Here is a 23,501-nt window from a genome sequence, read left to right on the forward strand (position 1 = left end):
CGCAACGTTGGACTTCCCAGCGTGCGGAGGCCGGTATGACGTTCGTCGGACGGGACGAGGAACTCCGATGCCTGGCCGCGGAGTTCGAGCGCGCCCGCGCCGGGCTGCCCAGGCTCGTCGTGGTCGAGGGACCGGCGGGGATCGGGAAGACGACGCTGGTCCGGCGGTTCCTGGAGACGTGCGGGACGGGCAACGTGCTGTTCTCCGACGGTGACGAGGGCGAGGCGCTGCTCCCGTACGGGACGCTGACCAGGCTCTTCGGCGGGCTCCCCGCGCAGGTCGAGGCGGCGGCCGCGGCCGGGCCGCCCGATCCGCTGGCGGTCGGCGCGGCGCTGCTGCCGGAGCTGAGCGAGCGGCAGGCGAGCGAGCCGCTCTGCCTGGTCGTCGACGACGTGCACTGGGCGGACGCGCCGACGTTGCGGGCGCTGACGTTCTGCCTGCGCAGGCTGCGCGTGGACCGGGTGATGGCGGTGCTCATGCTGCGCGAGACCGCCACGCTGCCGGGGCCGGAAGGGCTGCGGCGGCTCATCACGGCCGACGCGACCCGCCGGGTGCGGCTGCGCGGGCTGCGGGAGCCGGAGGTGGCCGCCCTGGCGGGCGGGCGGGTGTCGCAGCGGGCGGTGGCCAGGCTGGTCGCCCACACCGAGGGCGTGCCGCTGCACCTGCGGGCGCTGCTGGAGGAGGTGCCCATGGAGGCGCTGGACGACCTGGCCCAGCCGCTGCCCGCGCCGCGCTCGTACACGATGCTGGTGCTGGCCAAGGTGGCCAGGTGCGCGCCCACGGTGCGCGAGCTGGTCGGCGCGGTCAGCGTGCTGGGCCTGTCGTGCCCGCTGCACCTGGCGGCGCGGGTGGCCGGGGTGGCGGAGCCGCTGCAGGCGCTCGAAGAGGCCGTGCGCGAGGGCGTGCTCCTGGAACGGTCCTCTTCGCGCGGGCCCGTGGCCGCGTTCGCGCATCCGCTGATCCGCGCGGCCGTCTACCGCGACCTGGGCCCGGCACGCCGCTCGGCCCTGCACGCGCGGGCGGCGCTGGCGGCGGAGGGCGAGCAGGCGCGGCTGCGGCACCGCATCGAGGCGGTGGCGGGCCCGAGCACGGAGCTGGCCGCCGAGCTGGCGGAGCTGGGCAGGGCGCAGGTACGGCTCGGCGCGTTCGGCGGCGCGGCCGAGCACCTGAAGGCGGCGGCGGAGCTGTCGGGCGACCCGGCGCCGCTGGCCGCCGAGGCGGTGGAGGCGCTGCTGCTGGACGGGCGGGTCGACGAGGCCGCCGAGCTGACCGCGAGCCTGCCCGAGGACGCGCACCCGGCGGTGCGCGGCTACGCGCTCGGCCACCTGGCCATGGTGCGCGGCCAGGTCGAGGAGGCGCGGAGGCAGCTCATCACGGCCTGGCAGCAGGCCGGGCCGCCCGAGTCCGGCCTGGCGGCGCGGGCCGCGCAGCAGCTGGCCATGCTCTGCCTGGTCAGGGCCGAGGGCAGGCAGGCCGCCCGCTGGGCCGAACGCGCCAGAAGCTCCCCCGGCTACCGCCTCAGCATCGACTACAACCGCTTCACCCAGCTCACCGGCCTGGCCGTCTCCGGCGAGATCGACGCGGCGCTGGCCGCGACCGCCGATCTGCCGCCGCCCGCGTCGGCGTCGATCGCCGACCTCGACGCGCTGCTCGGCCGGGGGCTGGTGCGCACGTGCTCCGACGATCTGGCGGGCGGGCTGGCCGACCTGTCCGGGGTGGTGGCGGCGTGCGGTGAGCGTTCGGTGCCGTTCCGCATGCTGGCCACGGCCCTGCTGGGGCAGGTCGAGTACCGCTCCGGCCGCTGGGACGACGCCGCCCTGCACACCGAGACCGCCGCGTCCGTGGCCGACGACGCCGACCAGCGGTGGCTCTCGCCCATCTGCCACGGGCTGGCGGCGCTCGTCCCGGCCTCGCGCGGCGCCTGGCCGCTCGCGGAGTCCCACGTCAGGGCGGCCGTCGCCGGCGCGGACTCGGTCGCGGCGCTGGCGCACGGGTGCGGCGCCGCCGCGCACCTGGCCGCCGCCAGGGGCGACCACGCCGCGACGGTGGCGGCGCTGGAGCCGCTGGAGGCGGTGAACGCGCACGACATCGTGTACGAGCCGGGCGTCGTGCAGTGGCTCGACCTGCTCATCGACGCGCTGGTGGGGCTGGGCGAGCTGGACCGGGCCGAGTCCTGCCTGGTCGCGGTCGAGCGGCTGGCGGGGCGGCGCGGCAGGCGGTCGGCGCTGGCCACGGCGGCCCGCTGCCGGGGCGGCCTGCACGCGGCCCGCCACGAGAACGCCCTGGCCGACGCCGCCTTCACCACCGCGCTCGCCCACACGGGGGCGGTGGCCGGGCTGCCGTTCGACGAGGCGCGGCTGCGGCTGGCGTACGGGCGGTTCCTGCGCAGGCTGGGCCGCCGCCGGCAGGCGCAGTCGCACCTGGAGCCGGCGCTCGGGCTGTTCACCAGGCTGGGCGCGGCGCCGTACGCGGGGCGGTGCGAGCAGGAGCTGAGCGCGTGCGGGCTGCCGCGCGCCGAGTCGGGCGCCTCGCCGCTGCTGCGGCTGACGCCGCAGGAGCAGGCGGTGGCGCGGCTGGTGGCGACCGGGATGACGAACCGTCAGGTGGCCAGGGAGCTGGTGCTGAGCGTGAAGACGATCGAGTACCACCTGGGGAACGCGTACGCCAAGCTGGGGGTGAGCTCACGCGTGGCCCTCACCACCAAGCTCATGCGTTGAGTCACCGAGTGGTCAGAAGCGATTCCGCCAGATGGTCGGCGGCGTCGGCGAAGACGTCCAGCGTGCGGTGCAGGACCTTGCGCAGGTCGTCGGCTTCGAGGAGGGTGAGCGCGCTTGTGGTCGCGCACGGCGAAGTCGCGGCCGGTATCTCCTGGCGTCGCCACACCGTCGCCCCTCCCGCTGATATCAGAAGTTTCTGCCCTGGTATTGAGCAGTATCAGTAATCGGGCGTTTGCTCACGGGTAAGCCCCGTCCGGGCGGCCACCTCGTCCAGTGCACGAGCCACCTTGATCAGCACAGCCCTCTTGCGCACCTCGTCCCGTACTTTGACCAGTGCGGCCACGGTGTCGAGGCCGTCGCGTCCGGACAGAACATGGACGGCGGCGTTGGCCAGCATCTGGCTGCGGAGGTAGGGGCCCTTGCCGTGACCCGGGTGAAGCGCGGCGCCGCACGTCACCGCGACATCGCCCAGCAGCCCCGGCACCCACGGCTGGTCGATCAGCTCGCACGTCCACACCACACCGCGTACCAGCACCTCGGTGTGAGTATCCAGGAAGGTCTTACTCGTCCACACGTAGCCATCGGCGTCGGGATTCTCCAACGTCTGTTCCCGATGCGCCGCCACCCGACCCAGGATCTCGCGGATCATCTCGACGGCGTCGTCGGTGAGCAGCGACCGTGCCTGGGCGAGCCACTTGACGCTCGACTTGAAGGTTCTGGTCGACCTCCAGCCTTTCATCGTCCAGTGCTTCAGCAGCGGCAAGACGGTGGGGGCGGTCAGCCGTGTGCCGTATTCCTCCGCCATGGCATGGGCGAAAGGGTCGAAGTCCCAGGTCAGCGTGCGCACAACACCGGCCGGGCCATGCTCGGGCGGCTCCTGCAACACCTGCTCGATCTGGTCGTTCAGCTCATTCCACGCCTTCGGATAACGATCTTCGAGCAGCTCCGGCACCCAGTGCAGCACCTGGCGGCGGTCGCGATAGTCCAGGCGCTGAATGGCCGCCAGCGGGATCCGGTAGAGCTCCGCGTAGTTGCTGTGCTCGTTACGCAGCAACCCGTCGGCGGCCTCCCACAGGAACGTGACGTCCTCGACGGTCCAGGGCGTGTCGGCTTCGGCCACTTCGCGCACGATCCGCAGCACCCAGTCGTCGTCATCGTGGCCGCTCTCACAGCCCCGACTGAGCCTCAACTGTGCCCAGCGCCCGAACGAGCGCCGCTCAGCCACCTCCTCGCCTGGCCGGTAACCGAGGTCGAACCGGGCGAACAGCTCGCGCTCCGGCTGCCCCACGTTCTTCAGGAACCAAGCGCTGGGGTCGGGATATTCGTCGATGACGCCCATGTCAGCCTCCGATCAGAGCAGTCGTTCGTCGTAGATCGTCTGGCAGGCATGGATATCAGCCGTCGGTGACAGAACAGCATCAGCGAAGGAGAGGCGACCGGCCCGCCGGCGACGCGATCCGCTGCACAGCATCCCACCGTCGAGTTGCGACATCACGTCGCCGAAGTCCACTTGGCGGCCTCCGTCCGTGCACCCTCGACGGCATCTCGAAACCCGATGAAATACCAGTTCAGACACCGTTTGGCGGCTCCTGACATATCTCTGAACGGCTCACCGGGTGGTGCCGTTCGAGGTCCTGGCGGAGCGAGCGGGCCACCGCCACGCCATGGGTGAGCCCCGCAGCCGTCCGCGCATAAACGCTCATGCCGACGTCGGGGAGGGGCGGCGGGCGGTGGTCTCCCGGGGCAGGAGCCGATGGCTGAGGATCGTGGTGGTGGGCTTGCCGGGCTCCGTCGTGGTGTCGATGATGTGCCGGGCCGCCATGGCGCCCATCTCGTACAACGGCAGGCTCACCGTGGTCAGGCCGACGAACTGGGCGACCCTGAGGTCGTCGATACCGGCGACGGAGATCTCGCCCGGCACGTCGATGCCCGCCTGCCGCAGCGCGTTGAGCGCGCCGACCGCGGCCTCGTCGTTGGCGGCGAGGATGGCGTCGGGCAGCGGCGGCCGGGCGATGAGCCGCATGGTGGCCGCGTGGCCCGCCTCGTGGTCGAACCCGCCGGGCAGGCATTGCGCGGCGTCGGCGAGGCCGGCGTCGCTCATGCAGGCGAGGAAGCCCTCGCGGCGTTGCCGGCTGGTGACCATGCCGCCGGGTCCTTCGATGAAGGCGATCCGGCGGTGGCCGAGGGAGATGAGGTGCTCGGTGATGTCGTGGGCGGCGGCGTGGTTGTCGGCGGTGACGATCGGGCAGCCGATGTCGCGGACGGTCAGCGATACCAGCCGGATGCCCTGGTCGCGGGTGTGGCGGACGGCCTCGGCCAGTTCGGGCGCGTGTGGGTCGTCCACGTAGCCGCTGCCGGCGATGATCACCCCGGCGGCGCGGTAGTCGCGCATGGTCTGCAGCCGGTTGATCTCGGTGAGCGTGCTCCGATCGACGTTGGACAGCATGGTGACGTAGCCGGCGCGGCTGGCCACGTCGTCGACACCGCGCGCGATGACCGAGAAGTACGGGTTGACGATGTCGCTGACCAGCACGCCCAGAACCCGGCTGGTACGCGAGACCAGCGCGCGGGCCAGGGCGCTGGGCGAGTAGCCCAGGCTTTCGGCGGTGGCGATGACCTTGGCGCGGGTCTTGGCCGAGATGGGATGGCTGGAGCCGGTCAGCACCCGCGAGGCGGTGGACACCGACACGCCGGCCGCCTTTGCGACCTCTACCAGTGAAGTCACGGCTCACCTTCCGAGGAGAACGTTTGCCTAAACCATGGCACGATCCTCCCAGGTCAGCAATCAAATGCCCGAAACCGCCATGTAACTAACCTGCAACGCCCTCTTGACGGCGATGTGGCGCAGCTCATTAACTGGCCCGCAAGGCAGACGTTTGCCTAGCCGGTGACCTCCCCTTTTGCAAGGTAGAGGACACGGACGTGAGCTCGAAGGAGAAGCCCATGCACGCCGGGACTCATGTGAAACGGATCGCCGCGCTGGCGGCCCTGTCCGCCCTGGCCGCGTGCGGCGGCGGTGGCGCCGGCACCAACGCGGACGGGACGTCGTCGTTCACGGTCGCGGTGATCGAGCCGGACCTCACGACGGTGCCGATCCTGGCCGCCGTGGACGCCGTCCGCCAGGCCGGTCACCAGGTCAAGGTGGTCGAGCTGGCCGAGCCCGAGCTGGCCATCGAGGGGCTGGCCAAGGGCGACTACGCGATCTCGGCGGAGGCGACCAGCCCGGCGCTGATCGCCATCGAACAAGATGCCCCGATCAAGATCATCGCCGATGTCATCGGCAACCAGTGGGCGATCTACAGCAAACCCGGCATCTCTTCCTGTGACGACCTGAGCGGGCGCCCGTTCGGCATCTTCAGCGAGGGCGCGGTGGCGACCGCGATGGCCAAGGAATGGGTGGGCGCCCAGTGCGGCGCCGGCAAGCGGCCGAACTACCTGACCATCGGCGGCTCGGACGTGCGGGCCCAGGCCCTGGTCGCGGGCCAGATCGACGCGACGCCGCTGGAGATCTCCGACGTGGCCATCCTGGAGTCGTCGGGGAAGGAGAAGTTCACCCAGGTCGTCGACTTCGCCAAGACCCTGCCCGACCTGCACCCGCAGACCGTGTACGCCAACACCGGGTTCCTGACCGAGCACAAGGCCGCGGCGCAGGCGTTCGTGACCGCCCTCGTCCGCGAGCACGCCAAGATCAACGCTGATCCGCAGCACCTGGTGAGCCTGGCCGCCAAGTACCTGCCGGACGAGGACGCCGCTCACACCGCCGAGATAGCCCAGCGGTACGTCAAGGCGAAGCTGTTCGACGCGCCGGCCCTGACCGAGCAGAACGTCCAGGGCACCATCGACTTCTTCGTCCGAGCCGGCGTGATCAAGCAGGGCATGACCGCCAGGGACGCCGCCGACCTGTCCTTCGTCAAGGCGGCCGCATGACCTCCGGTCCCCGGCCCGCGCGCCGTCCGGGGGTGCTGCGCCGCCTCGCCGGCGCGAGCCTGCCGTACCAGCTGCTGACCTTCGCCCTCTTCGCCGCCGGCTGGGAGCTGTACGCCCGCCAGTGGGGCGGCCTGCTCGTCCCCACCTTCACCGAGACGGCGGAGGCGACCGCCGAACTGCTGGGCAGCGCCGAGCTGTGGCGCGCGATGTATGTCAGCAACCAGGCGCTGGTGCTCGGCTTCGGCGTCGCCGTCGTGCTCGGCGTGCCCGCGGGCATCGTGCTGGGCCGCTTCCGGACGCTGGAGCGCCTCACGGACGTCTACCTCAACATCCTGCTGGTCACCCCGATGGCGGCGATCATCCCGCTGCTGGTGATGTCGGTCGGGTTCGGGCTGGCCTCCCGGGTCATCCTCGTCACGATCTTCTCGATCGTGATGGTGGTGGTCAACAGCCGCGCCGGCGTACGCCAGGTGGACCCGTCGCTGATCGAGATGGCCCGCTCCTTCGGCGCCACCGAGCGGCAGATCTGGACCCGGGTCCTGCTGCCCGGCGCGCTGCCCGCGATCATGACCGGCATCCGGCTGGGCGTCGGACGTGCGGTCACCGGCATGGTGCTCGTCGAACTGCTCATGGTCTCCACCGCGCTGGGCGGGCTGATCCTCGAATATCGCGGCCTGTTCAAAGCGCCGCTGCTCTACGGCACCATCGTGATCATTTTGGCGGAGGCGCTCCTGCTCATCTCCGCCGCGCGATGGTGCGAACGCAAACTGACCGGCTGGGCCCACACGATGACGGCGAGGAACGCACAATGATCGAAATTCGTGGATTGAGCAAGAGTTTCGTCGGCCAGGACGGCCAGGTCGTGGACGCGTTGCGCGACGTCGACCTGACCGTCGACGAGAACGAGTTCCTGACCGTGCTCGGCCCCAGCGGCTGCGGCAAGACCACGTTGCTGAAAGCCGTCGCCGGGCTCATTCCCTGGAACGACGGCGACATCCTGGTCGATGGCACGCCCGTACGCGGGCCCGGCCCTGATCGCGCCATGGTCTTCCAGAACTTCGCCCTGCTGCCGTGGGCCACCGTGCTGGAGAACGTCGCCTTCGGGCTGCGCACGCGCGGCGTCGGCAAGGCCGAGCGGGAAGAACGCGCCCGATCGCTCATCGGCATGGTGGGGTTGTCCGGCTTCGAAAGCAAGCGCCCCGGCGAACTGTCCGGCGGCATGCAGCAACGCGTCGGCATCGCCCGCGCCCTGGCCGTGCAACCACGGGTGCTGCTCATGGACGAGCCGTTCGGCGCGGTGGACGAGCAGACCCGCCGCCTGCTGCAGGAAGAGCTGCTGTCGATCTGGGAGGAACACCGGATGACCGTCGTGTTCATCACCCACAGCATGGAAGAAGCGGTGCTGCTGGGCGACCGGGTCGTGCTGATGAGCGCCCGCCCCGGCAAGATCGCCGAGATCGTCCCGGTGCCGCTGGAACGGCCCCGCTCCAGCGACGTCGGCGCCCTCGAACGCTCGGGCCGGTACGTCGAGATCACCGCGTACCTGTGGGACCGGCTTCGCGACATGCACGAAGAGCACCGCCCGGCCAAGGCGGCCGGATGAGCGCGGTGGCCGAGCGCCGCACGATGCGCTCCACCAGACGACGGCCATCCTGGCGGCACCTGCCGGCCGCCCCCGTCAGCCTGGCCATCGGCGCCGTGGCCTGGGAACTGGTCGGACGCCTGGCCGGGGTGTCGTTCTTCCCGCCGCTGAGCACCGTGCTGGCCCGCCTGGCCGACATGATCTCCGGCGGTCTGATCGTCCCCAGCCTGGCCGACAGCCTGGTCAACCTCGTTCTCGGGTTCGCCATCTCCCTGGGCGCCGGCCTCGCCGTCGGCGTCGCCATGGGCCGCTACCGCAAGGTCGAGGCCGCCCTCGGCGTCTACGTCTACGCCCTGCTCACCGCCCCGTCGCTGGTCTTCGCGCCGATCTTCTTCTCCCTGCTGGGCGAGGGCCGCGGCGCGATCGTGGCCGTCGTGGTGATGTACGCGATGTTCGTCATCATCATCAACACCGCCTCGGCCATCCAGTCCGTACCGGCCTCTCTGATCGAGATGGCCCGCTCCTACGGCGCCGGCGAACGGCAGGTGCTCCTGCGCGTCATGCTCCCGGCCGCCGCACCCATGATCATGGCCGGTGTCCGGCTCGGCGTCGGCCGCGCCGTCACCGGCATGATCAACGGCGAGATGTTCATCGCCGTGGTCGGCCTGGGCCGCATCGTCACCCAGGCGGGCGGGCGCTTCGACGGCGCGAGCGTGCTGGCCGTGCTCGTGGTCATCATCGCCGTCGCGCTCGGCGCCGTCGCCCTGGTCCAGGCGGTCGACCGCCGCATCACCCGCTGGGTCCCGAAAACCTCGAGAGGAGACCGATGAAGATCGACGCCTACAGCCACATCCTGCCCGCGCCGTACTTCGAGCGGATGCGTGAACTCGCCGTCGACCCCGGCGCGCTCAAACGCTGGCTGGAACTGCCCGCGCTGCACGACGTCGACGCCCGCCTGCGGATGATGGACGAGTTCGGCGACGGCTACCAGCAGATCCTCACCCTGTCGTCTCCGCCGATCGAACTGCTCGCCGGCCCCACCGAATCCGCGGCATTGGCCCGGCTGGCCAACGAGTCGATGCTGGAGCTGTGCGAGAAACATCCCGACCGGTTCCCGGCCTTCGTCGCCTCCCTGCCGATGAACAACCCCGATGCGGCACTGGACGAGCTCGCCTTCGCCATCGACGACCTCGGCGCCCGCGGCGTCCAGGTCTTCACCAACGTCAACGGCCGGCCCCTGGACGATCCCGCGTTCGCGGCCGTCTTCGACGAGATGGCCCGGCGTGATTTGCCGGTGTGGATGCATCCCACCCGCAGCGCCGCTTTCGCCGACTACGCGACCGAGGAAACCTCCAGGTACGAGATCTGGTGGGCGCTCGGCTGGCCGTACGAGACCAGCGCCGCCATGGCCCGCCTGGTCTTCTCCGGCCTGTTCGAACGCCACCCCGACATCAAGATCATCACCCACCATCTGGGCGCCATGATCCCCTACCTGGAAGGCCGGATCGGGCTCGGCTGGAGCGACCAACTCGGCAGCCGCACCGCCGGCGAGAACTATCAGAACCTGCTGCCCCGGCGCCCGCTGGATTACTTCCGCCGCTTCTACGCCGACACCGCTCTGTCCGGCTCCGACATCGGCACCCGCTGCGGCCTCGACTTCTTCGGCGCGGACCACGTCCTGTTCGGCACCGACTGCCCCTTCGACCCCGAAGGCGGCCCCATGTACATCCGCGAAACCATCCGCGTCCTCGACGCCCTCGACCTCACCGACACCGACCGGGACCGGATCTACCACCTCAACATTCGACGCCTGATGCGACTGCTGGACTAAACCTGGGCGTCATCTCGCCACATCCAAGGCCACGTCCGATCTCATGCGGCAGTCTCACTCGCCGGGACGTCGCCCGCGCGGAGTCGGCTCTGTCCGGCTCTTGTGGTGCATGCGGGAGCGCAGGCGAACAGATCTCCGGCAGCGGCGAGACCGCCGCAGACGCTTCCGTCCTGGTCTCCCGATGATGGAGCTGCCCCCTTGATCCGCTGAAGCTGGAGCGGCGCGTCCGGTTCGGGGCTTGACGTCTACACGAACGGGTCCATGTACGGGCGGTCTTTCACCCGGTCGTGGATGCGGCGCAACCACGGCTGCCCAACCGGCGCCAGCCGCTCCAGCGTACGGAGGAACACCCGCCCATCAGGGCGGAAAAGACCGTGCGGCAGCAGCGGGAGCGGATCATCACGGCGAACGCCGGCAGGCATCCCATGCGCCGCCGGCACGAGCCGCCGATCATCGTTGAAGGCCATGTACGTCCACACGTCCGCGGCCAGCGGCACCACCGCTCCCGCGTCGCACGGCCACACCTCACCGGTCTGCGGATGCCGGGGCACCAGGGCGATGTCCGTGATCGCGGCGGACAGGCCAGGCCCGGCCAGAGCCAGGTGTCGTTCCGGTGGTCCCGGAGGGAGCAGAATGTCGATCGCCCGGCGAAACGCCTCTGCGACAGGCCCCTCAGGGACGGACACCCGCTTACCGCCCGAGACCGCCAGCAGGTGCGCCAGTGCCACCCGAAATCCGACTGCGGAGTGCCCAGCCGATTGATCTTGACCGGCCGCACGCTCCTATGGATTGATCAACGGGACTTTCCCATTCTTATGAGCGGAGTGCGGGTGCGCCCATTACGCACGGAACGTGTTCATGCCGGCCGGCCGCTCATCAACCGGCTGGCCCGGCAACTGCTTGCCTTCGGCGGCGCCCTGACCGTCGCGGCCGGTCTCGTCACCATCCAGGCCCCTCAGGCGTTGGCCGCCGATTCCACGACGTACCTCAACGGCGCCACGGTCGGCGGTGACGTGGCCGCATGACGTCGCACTTGTTGTTGAAGGCGTCCGTACGCAGCGGGGTGTCGATCTGGGGTATCTCGTCGGAGTCGACGCATGATGGTCAGCGCCATCACGGAAGCTGGGAGTCATGGATTCAGTCATCGGGACTCCGGAGGAGCACCCGGCTGCCCGGGACGCGCTCGCCGGTCCCGCCGTCCCCGGGCCCCGGAGCGGCGGGAGCTTCACGGAGTCCGGCTACGTCGTGCCCGCCCGCAAGACGGAGGCGATCCAGGGCGGCAAACCGATTGCCGCCCGGCGGCTGGTGGAAGCCGGGGCCGAGGGGGCCGGTGAGGAGCTGATGCCGGCGGCGGGCCTACGTGCGTTTGCCGGCGGGATCGTGACGTGGGGTGACCGTGGCCGCTGATCAGCCGGTGGGCGGCAACGACCAGGCCGTGGTGCGGGTCGGTGGCACGGTGCGGCGGCCGGTGCGCCGGTGGTCGGCGTCGGTCCACGAGCTTCTGCGGCACCTGGAGCGCGTGGGGTTCGGCGGCGCCCCCCGCGCCCTGGGCGTGGACGCGGAGGGCCGGGAGATGCTCACCTACCTGGTGGGCGAGATCGCCGGCGAGCCGCCGTGGCCTGCGTGGGCGTGGAGCGAGGACGCGCTGGTCCAGACAGCCCGCTGGCTGCGCGACTACCATGCGGCCGTGGCCGACTACGTGCCGGCTCCCGGGGCGTGCTGGCGGCTCGGCGGATGCTGGACACCGGGAACGATCATCGCGCACAACGACGCCGGGCCGTTCAACGCCGCGTGGCACGAGGGCAGGCTGACCGGCTTCTTCGACTGGGACTTCGCCGGACCGGTCACACCCGACTCGGACGTGGCCTGGGTGGCCATCGCCTGGGTGCCGCTGTACGCCCGGCGCGTGGCGGTCGCCGACGGCTTCGGCGACCTCGCCGCCCGGCCGGAGCGGCTGCGCCTCTTCCTCGACGCGTACGGCTGGCGCGGCCGCCCCGAGAAGATCGTCCTCGAGGCGCAGGTGCGCATGCGCGCACGGGCCGGCCAGATACGCAGATATGGCCGCGGCCCCGACGAGCTTTACATGCGGCTGTTCGAACGCGGCGTCGCCGACGATCTCGACCAGGCGGTTCGCGAACTCGATGACTTTTGCTTGTAAAAAATTCTACGATGTAGAGAATACAGTGTGGAATCCACGGACGAGGGGTGCAGCCATGAGAAGACGTCCGGTCATGGTGAAGCTCGAGGAGACGAGCCTGCGCGTGGGCGCGGTCACCGCTTCGAATTCCGCCGGCAACTGACAGTGGGCGCGGGTGAGGCGTTTTCGCCTCACCCGCGCTCGGAGGAACACGTGACGGATTGGCGCCCCCGCCTGCGGGAAAGCGTTATCGTACAGGCTGAAGGCGACGAACTGCTCTTCCTGTGCACGGCGGACAGAACCGTGAAGAGATTCGCCGCCGACGCTTTCGTGAAACAGGTGATAACGCTTCTGGACGGCACCCGCACATATGCCGAGATCCAGCGGTCCGTCGGTGACTCGCAGCCGCTCGGCGAGGTGCTGCAAATCCTCACGGAAGAGCGGCTGCTGAGCCGGGTCGGCCATCTTGAGGGATCGTTCGCGAAGCTCGGGGACGAGCGCGCCGAATTCTACGACCGCCAATTGAGGCTGCTCCAGGATTTCTGCGACCAGGGCCTCACCGACCTCCCCACCGGCGTGCAGTTGCAGGAGCGCGTCGACCGCTCGACCGCGGTGGTGTGCGGGGCCGGCGGGCTCGGCGGCTGGGTCGCGCTCTCCCTGGCGAACGCGGGCGTCGGCACCATCCGCCTGTGCGACTTCGACCGCGTCGAGCCGTCGAACCTGACCCGGCAGACCCTCTTCTCCGTCGCCGACGTGGGAGCGCCCAAGGTCGAGGCGGCCGGAGCCCGGCTGCGGGCCGCCAATCCCTTCGTCACGGTCGAGACCTTCGACCGGCGCGTCACCTCCCCCGCCGACCTCGCGGACCTGGTGGACGGGGCGGGCATCGTGATCAACGCGATCGACCTGCCCACGCCCAACGACACGTCCACCTGGGTCAGCGAGGCCTGCTGGCCCGACGTGCCGCACATCCTGGGCACCGGGTACGCGTACCACATCGGGGTGCTCGGCACGACGGTCCTGCCGGGACGGACCGCCTGCTGGACCTGCGTCCGTACCGAGACCTTCGCCGACCACGGGCGCGACCGGATGGAGTCGCTGGTCGGCAAGAGGGAGAAGGCGGGGGCCATCGGGGCGCTGTGCGGGCTGGTCGGCACGATTCTCGCCTGGGAGGCGATCCGGGTCCTGGCGGGGTTGCCCCCGGCGCTGAGCGGGCGGTGGAGCGAGGTGGACTTCTGGCCGCTGGAGATCCGCTCGCGCCCCATCCCGAGGCGGCCCGACTGTCCGACCTGCGGGGAGGGCCGCGACGGCGCGATCACACCGCGTTTTTTGCCATGAACACAACCAGCATCGCAAACCTCCCTCCAGCAAGACCTTCTGTGCCAGGGCGAACGGCCGGCAACGTGCGAATCACGGCGACCACGGCCGCCTCGGGCCACGATTACCTGCGCAATTGCGGCGAGTCACAGCAGCATCATGCGGCCGGTCGACCCCATCCATGCCGGCGGCCGGCGTTCTCGGGAGCCGGGCAGGACGCGATGGCCGCAAGTTTTACCAAGTCCCGAAACCCTTACAGGCACGGCGTTTCCCCGCCGTCCGGCGACCGATACCCGCGAATCCGATTTGTTCTGCTTGCACTACCTATGGACAGATGCCTATCTTTTGCCTAATCACGGCATAGATGTGGTCACTTCGCCTCATCGTTGCCGCTTCGTTGACCGGACCGTGCGCTGTCCTCCAGAAGCTCTTCGGGACAGCATTCGGCCGCCTAATCCGCGCCTCGCGGAGCCGGGGACCCACTTTCTGGGGTGAATCGGACGCCAGCCCAGGCTGCGCCCGTAAGGCACTTCCAAGCCCGAACCCGTCAGCTAACCCGGTAGGCGGTATGGAAGCAAGGAGTCAATGCCGTCGTGTCCAAGCCTCGGTTTGCCGCAATCGCCCACATCCTCAAGAACCCCCGCGCTCTCCTCACCAATCGCCTCGGCCTCGCCGTCGCCGGTGCGACCCTCGCCGGAACCACCGCCATCGCCGGCGTGGCGTTCGCGGCGGCATCCCCGGAGCAGGGGCCGGTGAACGCGTCTCAGCAAAAGACCGGGTCTCTCATCTACGGCCTGGACATCTCCAACTACGAGCCTCTGTACGACTGGAGCGCCAGCCAGGCCAAGTTCGGCATCATCAAGGCCACGGAGGGCACCGACTTCCGCGACGCCTCCTTCGCCAGGCACTGGCGCGAGCTGGGCAAGAAGGGCATCGTGCGCGGGGCCTACCACTACGGCCACCCCGCCAACGACCCCATCGCGGAGGCGGACTACTTCCTGTCCGTGCTGAACTCGCAGCCCGGCGCGGCCGGCGACATCCTCGTCCTCGACCTGGAGACCACCGACGGCAAGTCCATCGCCGAGGTGAACTCCTGGGCCAAGACCTGGCTGTCGTACGTGAAGAAGAAGACCGGGACGACGCCGATGTTCTACAGCGGCTGGAAGTTCGCCAACAAGTACGGCAAGGGCCTGGCCGAGTACCCGCTGTGGGTCGCCCATTACAGCAAGGCCAAGGGCGCGGTCGCCCCGCCCGCCGACTGGAAGTCCTGGGCCATCCACCAGTACACCGACGTCCCCATCGACCAGAACGTCTCCGTGCTGTCCACCGACCAGCTACGCGACCTGGGCCGCCGCGCCTGAGCGAGCGGCGCGGACAGCCGGGCCACGTGCCCGGCCGCGCGCTCGCGCGGCCGGGACGACCGGACCCCCACGCCACGGCGAGCTCACCGACGAGCTCGTCGTGGCGTGGCCTGTGATGGAGATCCGGACTGGACGGATTGTCGATCATCGAGCGGTCTCCCCGCGATCCGTCCAGACGGATGCTGACATTTCCGAAATGTGAGCCACGATGTCGGGCGTGAATCTCAACGGCCGCAAATTCGTGATGGTGAGCTCGACGGCGAGCGCAGTCGACCAGGACAGCCCTACGGAGTTCCTGTACCAGGAGGCTGACGGGGTGGTGTGGGGCAGCTACTCCGGCGACACCGTGACCCACGGGCGTTTCGTGGGCATGCGCGACGGCGCCCAGGTCTCGATCTCGTATGCGCACGCGTTGAAGGCCGGTGGGAAGGCGGGCGGGCAGAGCAGCAGCCGCATCGAGGCGGGCGACGACGGGCTGCTGCGCCTGGTGGAGGAGTTCAGCTTCGACGGGGACGACACGCTCCACGTGAGCGTGTGCCAGGAGATCGGCTGATCGCTCAGTCGTCCTTGCGGAGGGCGGCGCGGCCCTCGGCGGCGCCGACGAAGCGCATCTTGCCGAGCGGCACGCCGCCCTGCGCCCCCTCCTGGGCGGGCCGCCGCGCCGGGCGCGCCCGGTCGCGATCACGGTCGCGGTCGCTGGGCAGCACGTACGGCCGCTTGAGCACCTCGTCCAGGATGAACACGGTCTCCGTGGCCTTGACCGCCGGGATGTTGGCCAAGCGATCGGTCACCATGGTGTGCACGGCGGCCACGTCGGACACGCGTACCTGGATCATGGCGTCGTGCTGCCCGGTGGTGATCGCGCAGTACTCCACCTCCGGCATCCGGGCCAGCTCGGCCCGGAACTGCTTCCACATCTGCTGGCGCACGGTCACGAAGATCAGGGCGGTGATGCCGAGCCCGGTCCGCACGTGGTCGATCTCGGCGGTGAAGCGCTTGATCGCCCCGTCCGCGCGCAGCGCCTCGAAGCGCGTGTAGGCGTTCGCGCGGGAGATGCCCACCCGCTCGGCCAGCGCGGCCACCGAGATCCTGCCGTTCTCGCGCAGGACCTCGAGGATCTTCATGTGGATGTCGTCGAGCTCGAGACCGATGCCGATCCGTCCAGGCTGACCGCCGCCGCCGACACCATTTCTGGAAATTTCACTCATCATTACCTCATCGACCTTTATATACGTCTTACCGACCGCACGGTGCCTGGACGTTCTGCCGCACAATCCTCGACATCTTCCTGCCGAACGTCCAAATCTTGGAGGACCATCATGGCGACCCGCTCGCAGACGGCGGCTGTGCTGCTCGCCGGTGCACTCGCCCTGGCCGCCTGCGGCAGCGGCGGCTCCCAGGCTCCCGCCGCGTCCGGCGGTGGAGGCAAGACCCTCGTCATCGACACGTCCTTCGACCTCAAGACGGCCGACCCGGGCCGCACGTACGAGCCGACGGGGCTGATCGTCGGCAAGGCCGTCTACGAGACGCTGCTGACGTTCGACGGCGCGGACGTGACCAAGCCGGTGCCCGCGCTCGCGGAGTCGTACGAGCTGAGCGAGGACGGCAAGACGCTGACGCTCAAGCTGAAGAAGGGCGCCACGTTCGCGGACGGGTCCCCGATCACGGCGGACGACGTGGTGTTCTCGCTGACGCGCGTGCGGGACATGAAGGGCACGCCGTCGTTCCTGCTGGACGGCGTCGAGGTGGCCAAGACCGACGACTCGACGATCACGCTGACGTCGAAGGCGGCCAACCCGGCGCTGCCGTACATCCTGCCCAACCCGGCCCTCGGCATCCTCAACAGCAAGGTCGCCAAGGAGCACGGCGCCACCACGGACGCCCAGGACAAGGCCGAGCAGTACCTGAACTCGGCCTCGGCGGGCTCGGGCCCGTACGAGATCGAGTCGTTCAACGTGAGCAGCCAGGTCACGCTCAAGGCGAACCCCAAGTACTACGGCACCAAGCCCGCCTACGACAAGGTCGTCATCCGCAACGTCGAGGCCGCCACGCAGAAGCTGAACGTCCAGCGCGGCGACAGCCAGGTGGCCCTCAACCTGTCGGGCGACCAGGTCACCGGCATGCCCGCGAACCTGCAGGTCAAGAAGACGGCCTCGGCGAACGTCATCTTCCTGCTGGCCAACCAGGACTCCGGGATCAGCAAGACGACGCCGAACGCCAAGTTCGTGGAGGCGGTCCGCAAGGGCGTCGACTACGCGGGGCTGCTGGAGCTGGCCGGCGAGGGCTCGGCGCAGGCGCCGGGCGTCATCCCGTCGCAGCTGCTCGGCGCGCTGCCCGCCGACCAGGCGGCCAAGCGGGACGTCGAGGGCGCCAAGGCGGCGCTGGCCGCCAGCGGCGTGTCGAACCCGACCGTCAAGCTGGAGTACCCGAGCGAGCTGACCGTGAACGGCCTGTCCTTCCAGCCGCTGGCCGAGCGCATCCAGGCCAACCTCAAGGAGGTCGGCATCACGGTGGACCTGCAGCCCGCGCCGGTCACCACGGCCCTGGACAACTACCGCAACGGCAAGGAGGAGATGGGCCTGTGGTACTGGGGCCCGGACTACCCCGACCCGAGCGACTACCTGGCGTTCCTGCCGGGCAAGACGGTGGGCCTGCGGGCCGGCTGGAAGGCGGGGGCGGCCAAGGAGATCGAGGCCGCCGGTGACAAGGCCGCCACGGCGATCGGCGACGACGCCCGCAAGGCCGCCTACGTGGACGTGCAGACCAAGCTGAACGCCTCCGGCCCGTTCATCCCGCTGATCCAGCCCGGCCAGAACATCGTGACGGCGGCGTCGGTCACCGGCCTGGAGTACCACCCCGTGTGGACGGTGGACGTGGCCGACCTCGGCGTGAAGTAAGGGAGCCTCGCAGGTGTCCGACATCCCGGGCGAAGCCCGCCGGGGCCGGGCGAGACGGGCGCATCCGCTCGTCCGCTTCCTGATCCGGCGCATCCTGCTCGCGGTCCTGATGGCCTGGGGCATCACGCTCGTCACGTTCGTCCTGACGAACCTCGTCCCCGGCGACCCCGTGGCCGCGAACCTCGGCCAGCGGGCGCTGGGCGATCCGGCGATCGTGGCCCAGTGGCGGGCCGAGCACGGCCTGGACAAGCCGCTCTGGGAGCAGTACGCGCTCCACCTCCAGGGCCTGGTCCACGGCGACCTGGGCACCAGCCAGCAGAGTCACCGGCCGGTCAGCGCGGACCTGGCCGAGTTCGTCCCGGCGACGCTGGAGCTGGCCGGGGCGGCGATCCTTGTGTCGCTGGTGCTGGGCGTGGCGTTCGGCGTGATCGCCGCGCTGCGCCGGGACCGGCTGTCGGACCACGCGCTGCGCGTGCTGAGCCTCATCGGCATCTCCGTCCCGACGTTCTGGCTGGCGCTGGTGGCGTTCTACGTGTTCTTCTACCGGCTGCAGCTCACCCCGGGCAGCGGCCGGGTGGACGCGGCGCTCAGCGGCGCGGCCCCGGCCGTGACCGGGCTGCAGACCGTGGACGCGCTGCTGGCGGGCCGGTGGGACGTGTTCTCCTCCGCGGTCGGGCACCTCGTGACGCCCGCGCTGGTGCTGGCCCTCTACACGATCGGCCTGCTCACCCGCTTCACGCGCTCGGCGGTGCTGGAGGTGCTGGGGCAGGACTACGTGCGCGCCGCCAGGGCCAAGGGCCTGCCCGGCCGGGTGATCCTCTTCCGGTACGTGCTGCGTTCCGCCCTGGTGCCCGTCATCACCGTGGCGGGCCTGGCGTTCGGCAGCCTGCTGTCCGGAACCGTGCTGGTCGAGGCGATCTTCGCCTGGCCCGGCGTCGGCCAGTACGCGTACAAGAGCGCCACCACCCTCGACCTGCCCGCCGTCATGGGCGTCGGCCTGGTCGTCGGCGTCGTCTACCTGGTCATCAACCTGATCGTGGACGTCCTGTACGGCGTCATCGATCCCCGAGTGAGGCTGCAATGAGACGGCGGGACCCGCTGGCCCGCAGGGGCCTGCTCGCGCGGCTGCCCGAGGCGTGGCGGCAGCCGCTGGCCGTGGTCGGCGCCGTGCTGGCGGTGGCCTGGCTGGTCATCGCGCTGGCCGCCCCCGTGCTGGCGCCGCACGACCCCCTCGCCCAGGACCTGCCCCGGCTCACGCCGCCGGGCCCCGGGCACTGGTTCGGCACCGACCAGCTCGGCCGCGACATCCTCAGCCGCGTCATGTACGGGGCGCGGGTGTCGATCCCGCTGACGTTGCTGCTGGTCGTGCTGTCGGTGCTGATCGGCGGGCTGCTCGGCGCCTGCGCCGGGTACTTCGGCCGGTGGGTCGACGAGACGATCATGCGGGTGGCGGACCTGGTGTTCGCGTTCCCGACCGTGATCCTGGCCATGGTGGTGGCCGCCGCGCTGGGCGCCAGCCTGACGAACGCGGTCCTGGCCGTGCTGGTGGTGGCCTGGCCCGCCTACGCCCGCGTCACCCGGGGGCTGGTGCTGGGAGTGCGGGAGCGGGAGTTCGTGCTGAGCGGGCGGCTGCTGGGCTTCTCGGTGTGGCGCTCGCTGCGCGTGGACGTGCTGCCGAACGTGACCGGGCCCGTCCTCGTGCTCGCCACGCTCGACATCGGCACCGCGCTGCTGCTGCTGTCCGGGCTGTCGTTCCTGGGCCTCGGGGCCAAGCCGCCGTCTCCCGAGTGGGGGGCGATGGTGGCCTCGGGCGTGGAGGTGTTCGACAGCTGGTGGGTGGCGACGTTCCCGGGGCTGGCGATCCTGACGGTGGTGCTGGCGTTCAACTTCCTCGGCGACACCCTGCGGGACGCGCTCGACCCCCGTACGGCCCGCGCGATCAAGGAGCGTGCCCTGTGAGGACGTTGGAGATCACGGGGCTCGAGATGTCGATCGGCGGCAAGGAGATCCTGCGCGGCGTCGATCTCGCGCTGGAGCCCGGCCGCGTGCATGGGCTGGCCGGGGAGAGCGGCTCGGGCAAGACGATGACGGGGCTGGCCGTGCTGGGGCTGCTGCCGCACGGCGCCCGCGTGTCGGGCGCGATCCGGCTCGGCGAGCGCGACCTGCTCACCCTGCCGCCCAAGGAGCTGAACCGGGTGCGCGGCGGCGAGGTCGCCATGGTGTTCCAGGACCCGGCGACCAGCCTGCACCCCATGCTGACCATCGGCAAGCAGCTCACCGAGCACATGCGGCACCACCTGAGGCTGGACAAGCGCGAGGCGCGGGCCCGGGCGGTGGAGCTGCTGGGCAAGGTGCGGATCCCGGGGGCGGAGGAGGCGTACGGGCGCTATCCGCACCAGTTCTCCGGCGGGATGCGGCAGCGCATCGCCATCGCCATCGCGCTGGCCTGCTCCCCCAAGGTGCTGATCGCCGACGAGCCGACCACCGCGCTCGACGTGACCGTGCAGGCCGGCGTGCTGCGGCTGCTGCGCGGCCTCTGCGACGAGCTGGGGCTGGCGGTGCTGCTGGTCACCCACGACCTGGGGGTGATGTCGGCGGTGGCGGACGAGGTGAGCGTGATGAAGGACGGCCTGGTCGTGGAGTCGGGGCCGCGCGGGCGGGTGCTGCGGGAGCCCGAGCACGCCTACACGCGTTCCCTGCTGGAGTCCCTACCCGACGCGGAGGCGCAATGACGCTGTTGGCCATCGACGACCTGGTCGTCGAGCACCGCTCCCCCGGCCGGCCCGCCGTGCGGGCCGTGGCGGGGGCCAGCCTGGCCGTCAACCCCGGCGAGGTCGTGGGGCTGGTCGGCGAGTCCGGGTGCGGCAAGTCGACGCTGGCCCGCGCCGTCTGCGGGCTGAACCCGGTCACCGCCGGCTCGATCTCCTTCGACGGGCAGCCGGTCACCCCGCTCGGCCTGCGGCGCAGGAAGCTGACCAGCATCCAGATGGTCTTCCAGGACCCGTACGCGTCGCTGAACCCCCGGCGCCGGGTCGGCGACCAGATCGCCGACGGGCTGCGCACCTCGAACGACACCGCCGCCTCGCCCGCCGACCTGCTGGAGCGCGTCGGCCTGCCGCGGGACTTCGCCGGGCGGCACCCGCACGAGTTCTCCGGTGGGCAGCGGCAGCGCATCGCCATCGCCAGGGCGCTCGCGGCCCGGCCGCGGCTGCTGATCGGCGACGAGCCCATCTCGGCGCTGGACGCCTCGGCGCAGTCGCAGGTGGCCAGGCTGATGCGGGACCTGGCGGTGGACTCGGGCGCGGGGCTGCTGTTCATCAGCCACGACCTGTCCGTGGTGCGGCTGATCGCCGACCGGATCGCCGTCATGTACCTCGGGAAGATCGTCGAGGTGGGCGACACGGCCGAGGTGTGGGCGGACCCGAAGCACCCGTACACCAAGGCCCTGCTCCAGGCCATCCCCAAGCCGGACGGGATGGGGGTGCTGCCCGCCGAGCTGGCCGGTGACGTGCCGGACCCGGCGAACCCGCCGGGCGGGTGCCGGTTCAACCCGCGCTGCCCGTCCGTGATGGACGTCTGCCGCGTGAAGGAGCCGGACTTCGGGCCGGTCGCCTGCTGGCTGCACGAGCCGAAGTGACGCCCGTCCCCGGGCCGCGGACCGCCGCGGCGCGGCTGGCGGCGGTGCGGGCGGCCATGGGCGAGGCCGGGGTGGAGGCCCTCGTGCTGCGGCCCTCGCCGGACGCCCGCTTCCTCGGGAGCCATCTTGGGGACCGTCAGGGCGCGTTCCTGGTGGTCACGCGGGACGTGGTGGCCGAGACCGCCGATCCGGCCGGGGTGGTGCCCGCGGGGGCGCGCCGGGTCGGGGTGGATCCGGAGATGCGGGTGCGGGAGCTGTTCGGGCTGGCGATCGAGGCCGAGCTCGTGCCCGCCTCCTCGGTGCTGTGGCCGCTGCGGCTGCGCAAGGAGCCGTACGAGGTCGAGGCCGTCGGGCGCGCGGTGGCCGCGGCCGAAGGGGTGCTGGCGCGGGCGCGGGAGCTGGCCTGGTTCGGGGCGACCGAGCGGGCGATGGCGTACCGGCTGCGCGTGCTGCTGGCCGAGTCGGGATGCGAGGAGCTGCTGTCGCTGCGGGTGGCGGCCGGAGAGCACACGGCGCGGCCCGCGCACGTGCCCGGGGAGCGCGTGATCAACCCCGGGGACGCGCTGGGCGTGTCGGTGTGCGGGCGATGGGGCGGCTACTGCGCCGAGGTGGCCGGGGTGTTCGCCGTGGCCGAGCCGCCCGAGGACTTCGAGGCGATGTACTCGGTGGTGCTGGCCGCCCACCGGGCCGGGCTCGCGGCCGTGCGGCCCGGCGTGCCGGTGGACGAGGTCGCCAGGGCCGTGGGCGAGGTGATCGACGGCAGCGGGTACGGGCGCTTCGCCGCGGCGCACGTCGGCCGCGGCGTCGGGCTGGGGCACGACGAGGGGCCGTGGCCGGGCGAGGACGCGGTGTTCGAGCCCGGGATGGTGTTCTGCCTGGAGCCCGCCATCTACGTGCCCGACCTGTTCGGGGCCCGGGTCGCGGACGTGGTGGTGTGCGGGGACGACGGCCCGGTGCCGCTGGGCGCGTCGCCGCACACCCTCCACGTCCTCGACCGCTAAGGCAGTTGGACGGCGTCGGCCAGCCTGCGGGCCTCCTCCGCCCATCCCGCCAGGAACATCAGCGCCTCGCCCCGCTCCCTGAACCGGCGGGCCGCGTCCACCGGCCGGGCGCCGCCGTAGTCGAGCTGCTTCTTCCCCGCCCGGGCCAGCATCAGCGGGGCCAGGAAGTCGTACTTGACCGCGGACGCGCACACCGCCAGCCGCACCAGCCGCTCGTCCCCGCGCCGGCCCGACTCGCGCAGGCCCCGCACGTACGCGCCGTAGACGGCCGCGTCGAGCGCGGGCAGCAGCCCGGCGGGCAGGAACAGGTCGAACACGCTGTCCGGGATGTGGTTGCCCACGTCCTCACCCAGCGCCCCGTCACCCGCGAACGCCCAGTCCACCAGCACGCTCTCGCCGTCGCGGTCGATCACGTTGTTCGGCCACACGTCGAGATGGCACAGCGCCCTCGGCAGCGACTCCAGGACGGCCAGGAACCGCTCCCGGTCCCGGTGCAGCCGCACCAGCTCCCCGCGCAGGCCGGGCGGGAAGTTCTCGGCGACCAGGGGGTGCCGCCAGGCCGCTTCGTCCTCCAACAGCTCGAACGGAACCGCTTTCGAACCCAGGTAGTCGCGCAGGAACGACCGGCTGGCCCACGGCCGCTCCACCTCGCCCGCCGCCCCCTGGGCCAGGCCGAGCTGGTGCCCGAACAGCGTGTGGCGCTCCAGGCCCCAGGCGGTCGCCGGGGTGCCCCCGACGTCCTCGGTCCACAGCGCGAGGTCGCCGTCGTCGCGTTCGACCAGCTCCAGCAGCTTCGGCGCGGTCACCCCCGAGCCCGCCCACAGCCCCGGCAGGCCGTCGGCGTAGACGTCGGCCTCCCTGCGCCAGTAGTTCCAGTGGCGCGGGTCGTCGGAGTGCGCCCACCCCTCGCCGCCCTCCTTCCGGCGGGTCAGCACCTTGAGCACGGCCGACCTCTGCCCTCTGCGCACCCGCCAGATGCCGCCGGTCACCGCGTTCAGCGGGTTGTGGGTGAGCGGCTCGACGACGGCGGCGCCGGCGCCGCCGAGCACGCGCGCGATCTCTTCTTCCACCCGCGCAACACTAGCCCGTGACAGTGT

The 23,501-nt window shown here is 71.0% G+C and carries 26 protein-coding genes and 1 riboswitch; of the genes, 18 read left to right on the plus strand and 8 right to left on the minus strand.

Annotation, left to right across the window (positions count from 1 at the left end; all coding sequences use genetic code 11):
• Positions 1–35: 35 nt before the first annotated feature.
• Positions 36–2,717 carry a helix-turn-helix transcriptional regulator gene (locus ACIBQ1_RS15835; RefSeq protein WP_397277997.1) on the plus strand — a complete coding sequence of 894 codons (2,682 nt, stop codon included), beginning with the start codon at positions 36–38 and terminating at the stop codon, positions 2,715–2,717.
• Position 2,718: 1 nt separating this feature from the next.
• Here the strand turns inward: ACIBQ1_RS15835 and ACIBQ1_RS15840 are convergent, their stop codons facing one another.
• The 4 genes from ACIBQ1_RS15840 to ACIBQ1_RS15855 all read right to left on the minus strand — a co-directional run bounded on the left by ACIBQ1_RS15840 (position 2,719) and on the right by ACIBQ1_RS15855 (position 5,442).
• Positions 2,719–2,883, minus strand: a complete 165-nt coding sequence (locus ACIBQ1_RS15840) for a hypothetical protein (RefSeq protein ID WP_397277999.1) — start codon at positions 2,881–2,883, stop codon at positions 2,719–2,721.
• A 51-nt stretch (positions 2,884–2,934) separates the two neighbouring features.
• A complete protein-coding gene (locus ACIBQ1_RS15845) occupies positions 2,935–4,056 on the minus strand; it encodes a hypothetical protein (RefSeq protein ID WP_397278001.1) in 1,122 nt (373 codons plus the stop codon).
• A gap of 12 nt (positions 4,057–4,068) precedes the next feature.
• Positions 4,069–4,227, minus strand: a complete 159-nt coding sequence (locus tag ACIBQ1_RS15850) for a hypothetical protein (protein ID WP_397278003.1) — start codon at positions 4,225–4,227, stop codon at positions 4,069–4,071.
• Positions 4,228–4,416: 189 nt separating this feature from the next.
• Complete coding sequence (locus ACIBQ1_RS15855) at positions 4,417–5,442, minus strand: LacI family DNA-binding transcriptional regulator (RefSeq protein WP_397278005.1); 1,026 nt, start codon at positions 5,440–5,442, stop codon at positions 4,417–4,419.
• Between the two features lie 197 nt (positions 5,443–5,639).
• Between ACIBQ1_RS15855 and ACIBQ1_RS15860 the strand changes: the two genes are divergently transcribed.
• Genes ACIBQ1_RS15860 through ACIBQ1_RS15880 form a run of 5 tightly spaced genes read left to right on the plus strand, consistent with a single transcriptional unit; the run spans position 5,640 to position 10,057 of the window.
• Complete coding sequence (locus tag ACIBQ1_RS15860) at positions 5,640–6,644, plus strand: ABC transporter substrate-binding protein (protein WP_397278007.1); 1,005 nt, start codon at positions 5,640–5,642, stop codon at positions 6,642–6,644.
• Positions 6,641–7,456 carry an ABC transporter permease gene (locus ACIBQ1_RS15865; protein ID WP_397278009.1) on the plus strand — a complete coding sequence of 272 codons (816 nt, stop codon included), beginning with the start codon at positions 6,641–6,643 and terminating at the stop codon, positions 7,454–7,456. The genes ACIBQ1_RS15860 and ACIBQ1_RS15865 overlap by 4 nt, the downstream gene beginning before the upstream one ends.
• The gene (locus tag ACIBQ1_RS15870) at positions 7,453–8,247 is read left to right on the plus strand and encodes an ABC transporter ATP-binding protein (protein ID WP_397278011.1); all 795 of its coding nucleotides are present in this window, start codon (positions 7,453–7,455) and stop codon (positions 8,245–8,247) included. Before ACIBQ1_RS15865 ends, ACIBQ1_RS15870 begins: the two co-directional genes overlap by 4 nt.
• The gene (locus tag ACIBQ1_RS15875) at positions 8,244–9,056 is read left to right on the plus strand and encodes an ABC transporter permease (RefSeq protein WP_397278013.1); all 813 of its coding nucleotides are present in this window, start codon (positions 8,244–8,246) and stop codon (positions 9,054–9,056) included. The genes ACIBQ1_RS15870 and ACIBQ1_RS15875 overlap by 4 nt, the downstream gene beginning before the upstream one ends.
• Positions 9,053–10,057 (plus strand): amidohydrolase family protein, encoded by a 1,005-nt coding sequence (locus tag ACIBQ1_RS15880; RefSeq protein WP_397278015.1) that lies wholly within the window; start codon positions 9,053–9,055, stop codon positions 10,055–10,057. Before ACIBQ1_RS15875 ends, ACIBQ1_RS15880 begins: the two co-directional genes overlap by 4 nt.
• A 245-nt stretch (positions 10,058–10,302) precedes the next feature.
• Here the strand turns inward: ACIBQ1_RS15880 and ACIBQ1_RS15885 are convergent, their stop codons facing one another.
• A complete protein-coding gene (locus tag ACIBQ1_RS15885; protein WP_397278017.1) occupies positions 10,303–10,785 on the minus strand; it encodes a hypothetical protein in 483 nt (160 codons plus the stop codon).
• Positions 10,786–10,887: 102 nt separating this feature from the next.
• On the opposite strand from ACIBQ1_RS15885, the gene ACIBQ1_RS15890 reads away from it, so the two are divergent.
• The 3 genes from ACIBQ1_RS15890 to ACIBQ1_RS15900 all read left to right on the plus strand — a co-directional run bounded on the left by ACIBQ1_RS15890 (position 10,888) and on the right by ACIBQ1_RS15900 (position 12,215).
• Entirely contained in the window at positions 10,888–11,082 is a 195-nt protein-coding gene (locus ACIBQ1_RS15890) for a hypothetical protein (RefSeq protein ID WP_397278018.1), read from the plus strand.
• Between the two features lie 106 nt (positions 11,083–11,188).
• Positions 11,189–11,464: a hypothetical protein gene (locus ACIBQ1_RS15895; protein ID WP_397278020.1), complete on the plus strand. Its 276-nt coding sequence runs from the start codon at positions 11,189–11,191 to the stop codon at positions 11,462–11,464.
• Positions 11,454–12,215 carry a phosphotransferase gene (locus ACIBQ1_RS15900; protein WP_397278022.1) on the plus strand — a complete coding sequence of 254 codons (762 nt, stop codon included), beginning with the start codon at positions 11,454–11,456 and terminating at the stop codon, positions 12,213–12,215. Before ACIBQ1_RS15895 ends, ACIBQ1_RS15900 begins: the two co-directional genes overlap by 11 nt.
• Positions 12,216–12,221: 6 nt before the next feature.
• Here ACIBQ1_RS15900 and ACIBQ1_RS15905 read toward each other — a convergent pair whose 3' ends face one another.
• Positions 12,222–12,716, minus strand: coding sequence for a hypothetical protein (locus tag ACIBQ1_RS15905; protein ID WP_397278023.1), 495 nt, complete (start codon positions 12,714–12,716; stop codon positions 12,222–12,224).
• Here ACIBQ1_RS15905 and ACIBQ1_RS15910 point away from each other — a divergent pair, their 5' ends adjacent.
• The 3 genes from ACIBQ1_RS15910 to ACIBQ1_RS15920 all read left to right on the plus strand — a co-directional run bounded on the left by ACIBQ1_RS15910 (position 12,717) and on the right by ACIBQ1_RS15920 (position 15,422).
• Positions 12,717–13,529 (plus strand): TOMM precursor leader peptide-binding protein, encoded by an 813-nt coding sequence (locus ACIBQ1_RS15910; RefSeq protein WP_397278025.1) that lies wholly within the window; start codon positions 12,717–12,719, stop codon positions 13,527–13,529. It begins immediately after the preceding gene.
• A gap of 417 nt (positions 13,530–13,946) precedes the next feature.
• Positions 13,947–14,089: riboswitch (cyclic di-AMP (ydaO/yuaA leader) on the plus strand.
• Positions 14,090–14,101: 12 nt separating this feature from the next.
• Complete coding sequence (locus ACIBQ1_RS15915; RefSeq protein WP_397278027.1) at positions 14,102–14,869, plus strand: glycoside hydrolase family 25 protein; 768 nt, start codon at positions 14,102–14,104, stop codon at positions 14,867–14,869.
• A 217-nt stretch (positions 14,870–15,086) separates the two neighbouring features.
• Positions 15,087–15,422: a hypothetical protein gene (locus tag ACIBQ1_RS15920; protein WP_397278029.1), complete on the plus strand. Its 336-nt coding sequence runs from the start codon at positions 15,087–15,089 to the stop codon at positions 15,420–15,422.
• Positions 15,423–15,426: 4 nt separating this feature from the next.
• Here ACIBQ1_RS15920 and ACIBQ1_RS15925 read toward each other — a convergent pair whose 3' ends face one another.
• Positions 15,427–16,080: an Lrp/AsnC family transcriptional regulator gene (locus tag ACIBQ1_RS15925; protein WP_397278031.1), complete on the minus strand. Its 654-nt coding sequence runs from the start codon at positions 16,078–16,080 to the stop codon at positions 15,427–15,429.
• A gap of 108 nt (positions 16,081–16,188) precedes the next feature.
• Here ACIBQ1_RS15925 and ACIBQ1_RS15930 point away from each other — a divergent pair, with 108 nt between their 5' ends.
• Genes ACIBQ1_RS15930 through ACIBQ1_RS15955 form a run of 6 tightly spaced genes read left to right on the plus strand, consistent with a single transcriptional unit; the run spans position 16,189 to position 22,404 of the window.
• Entirely contained in the window at positions 16,189–17,766 is a 1,578-nt protein-coding gene (locus tag ACIBQ1_RS15930; protein WP_397278032.1) for an ABC transporter substrate-binding protein, read from the plus strand.
• A 13-nt stretch (positions 17,767–17,779) separates the two neighbouring features.
• Positions 17,780–18,850: an ABC transporter permease gene (locus ACIBQ1_RS15935; protein ID WP_397278034.1), complete on the plus strand. Its 1,071-nt coding sequence runs from the start codon at positions 17,780–17,782 to the stop codon at positions 18,848–18,850.
• Positions 18,847–19,725: an ABC transporter permease gene (locus tag ACIBQ1_RS15940; RefSeq protein ID WP_397278036.1), complete on the plus strand. Its 879-nt coding sequence runs from the start codon at positions 18,847–18,849 to the stop codon at positions 19,723–19,725. The genes ACIBQ1_RS15935 and ACIBQ1_RS15940 overlap by 4 nt, the downstream gene beginning before the upstream one ends.
• Complete coding sequence (locus ACIBQ1_RS15945) at positions 19,722–20,498, plus strand: ABC transporter ATP-binding protein (protein WP_397278038.1); 777 nt, start codon at positions 19,722–19,724, stop codon at positions 20,496–20,498. The genes ACIBQ1_RS15940 and ACIBQ1_RS15945 overlap by 4 nt, the downstream gene beginning before the upstream one ends.
• Positions 20,495–21,403 (plus strand): oligopeptide/dipeptide ABC transporter ATP-binding protein, encoded by a 909-nt coding sequence (locus ACIBQ1_RS15950; protein WP_397278040.1) that lies wholly within the window; start codon positions 20,495–20,497, stop codon positions 21,401–21,403. Before ACIBQ1_RS15945 ends, ACIBQ1_RS15950 begins: the two co-directional genes overlap by 4 nt.
• A complete protein-coding gene (locus ACIBQ1_RS15955) occupies positions 21,400–22,404 on the plus strand; it encodes a M24 family metallopeptidase (protein WP_397278042.1) in 1,005 nt (334 codons plus the stop codon). The genes ACIBQ1_RS15950 and ACIBQ1_RS15955 overlap by 4 nt, the downstream gene beginning before the upstream one ends.
• On the opposite strand, the gene ACIBQ1_RS15960 is transcribed toward ACIBQ1_RS15955, so the two are convergent.
• Positions 22,401–23,474, minus strand: a complete 1,074-nt coding sequence (locus tag ACIBQ1_RS15960; RefSeq protein WP_397278044.1) for a hypothetical protein — start codon at positions 23,472–23,474, stop codon at positions 22,401–22,403. The two genes, ACIBQ1_RS15955 and ACIBQ1_RS15960, sit on opposite strands and share 4 nt — an antisense overlap.
• Positions 23,475–23,501: the final 27 nt, after the last annotated feature.

The sequence above is a fragment of the Nonomuraea sp. NPDC050153 genome, assembly GCF_044460125.1.
Taxonomy (GTDB): Bacteria; Actinomycetota; Actinomycetes; order Streptosporangiales; family Streptosporangiaceae; genus Nonomuraea.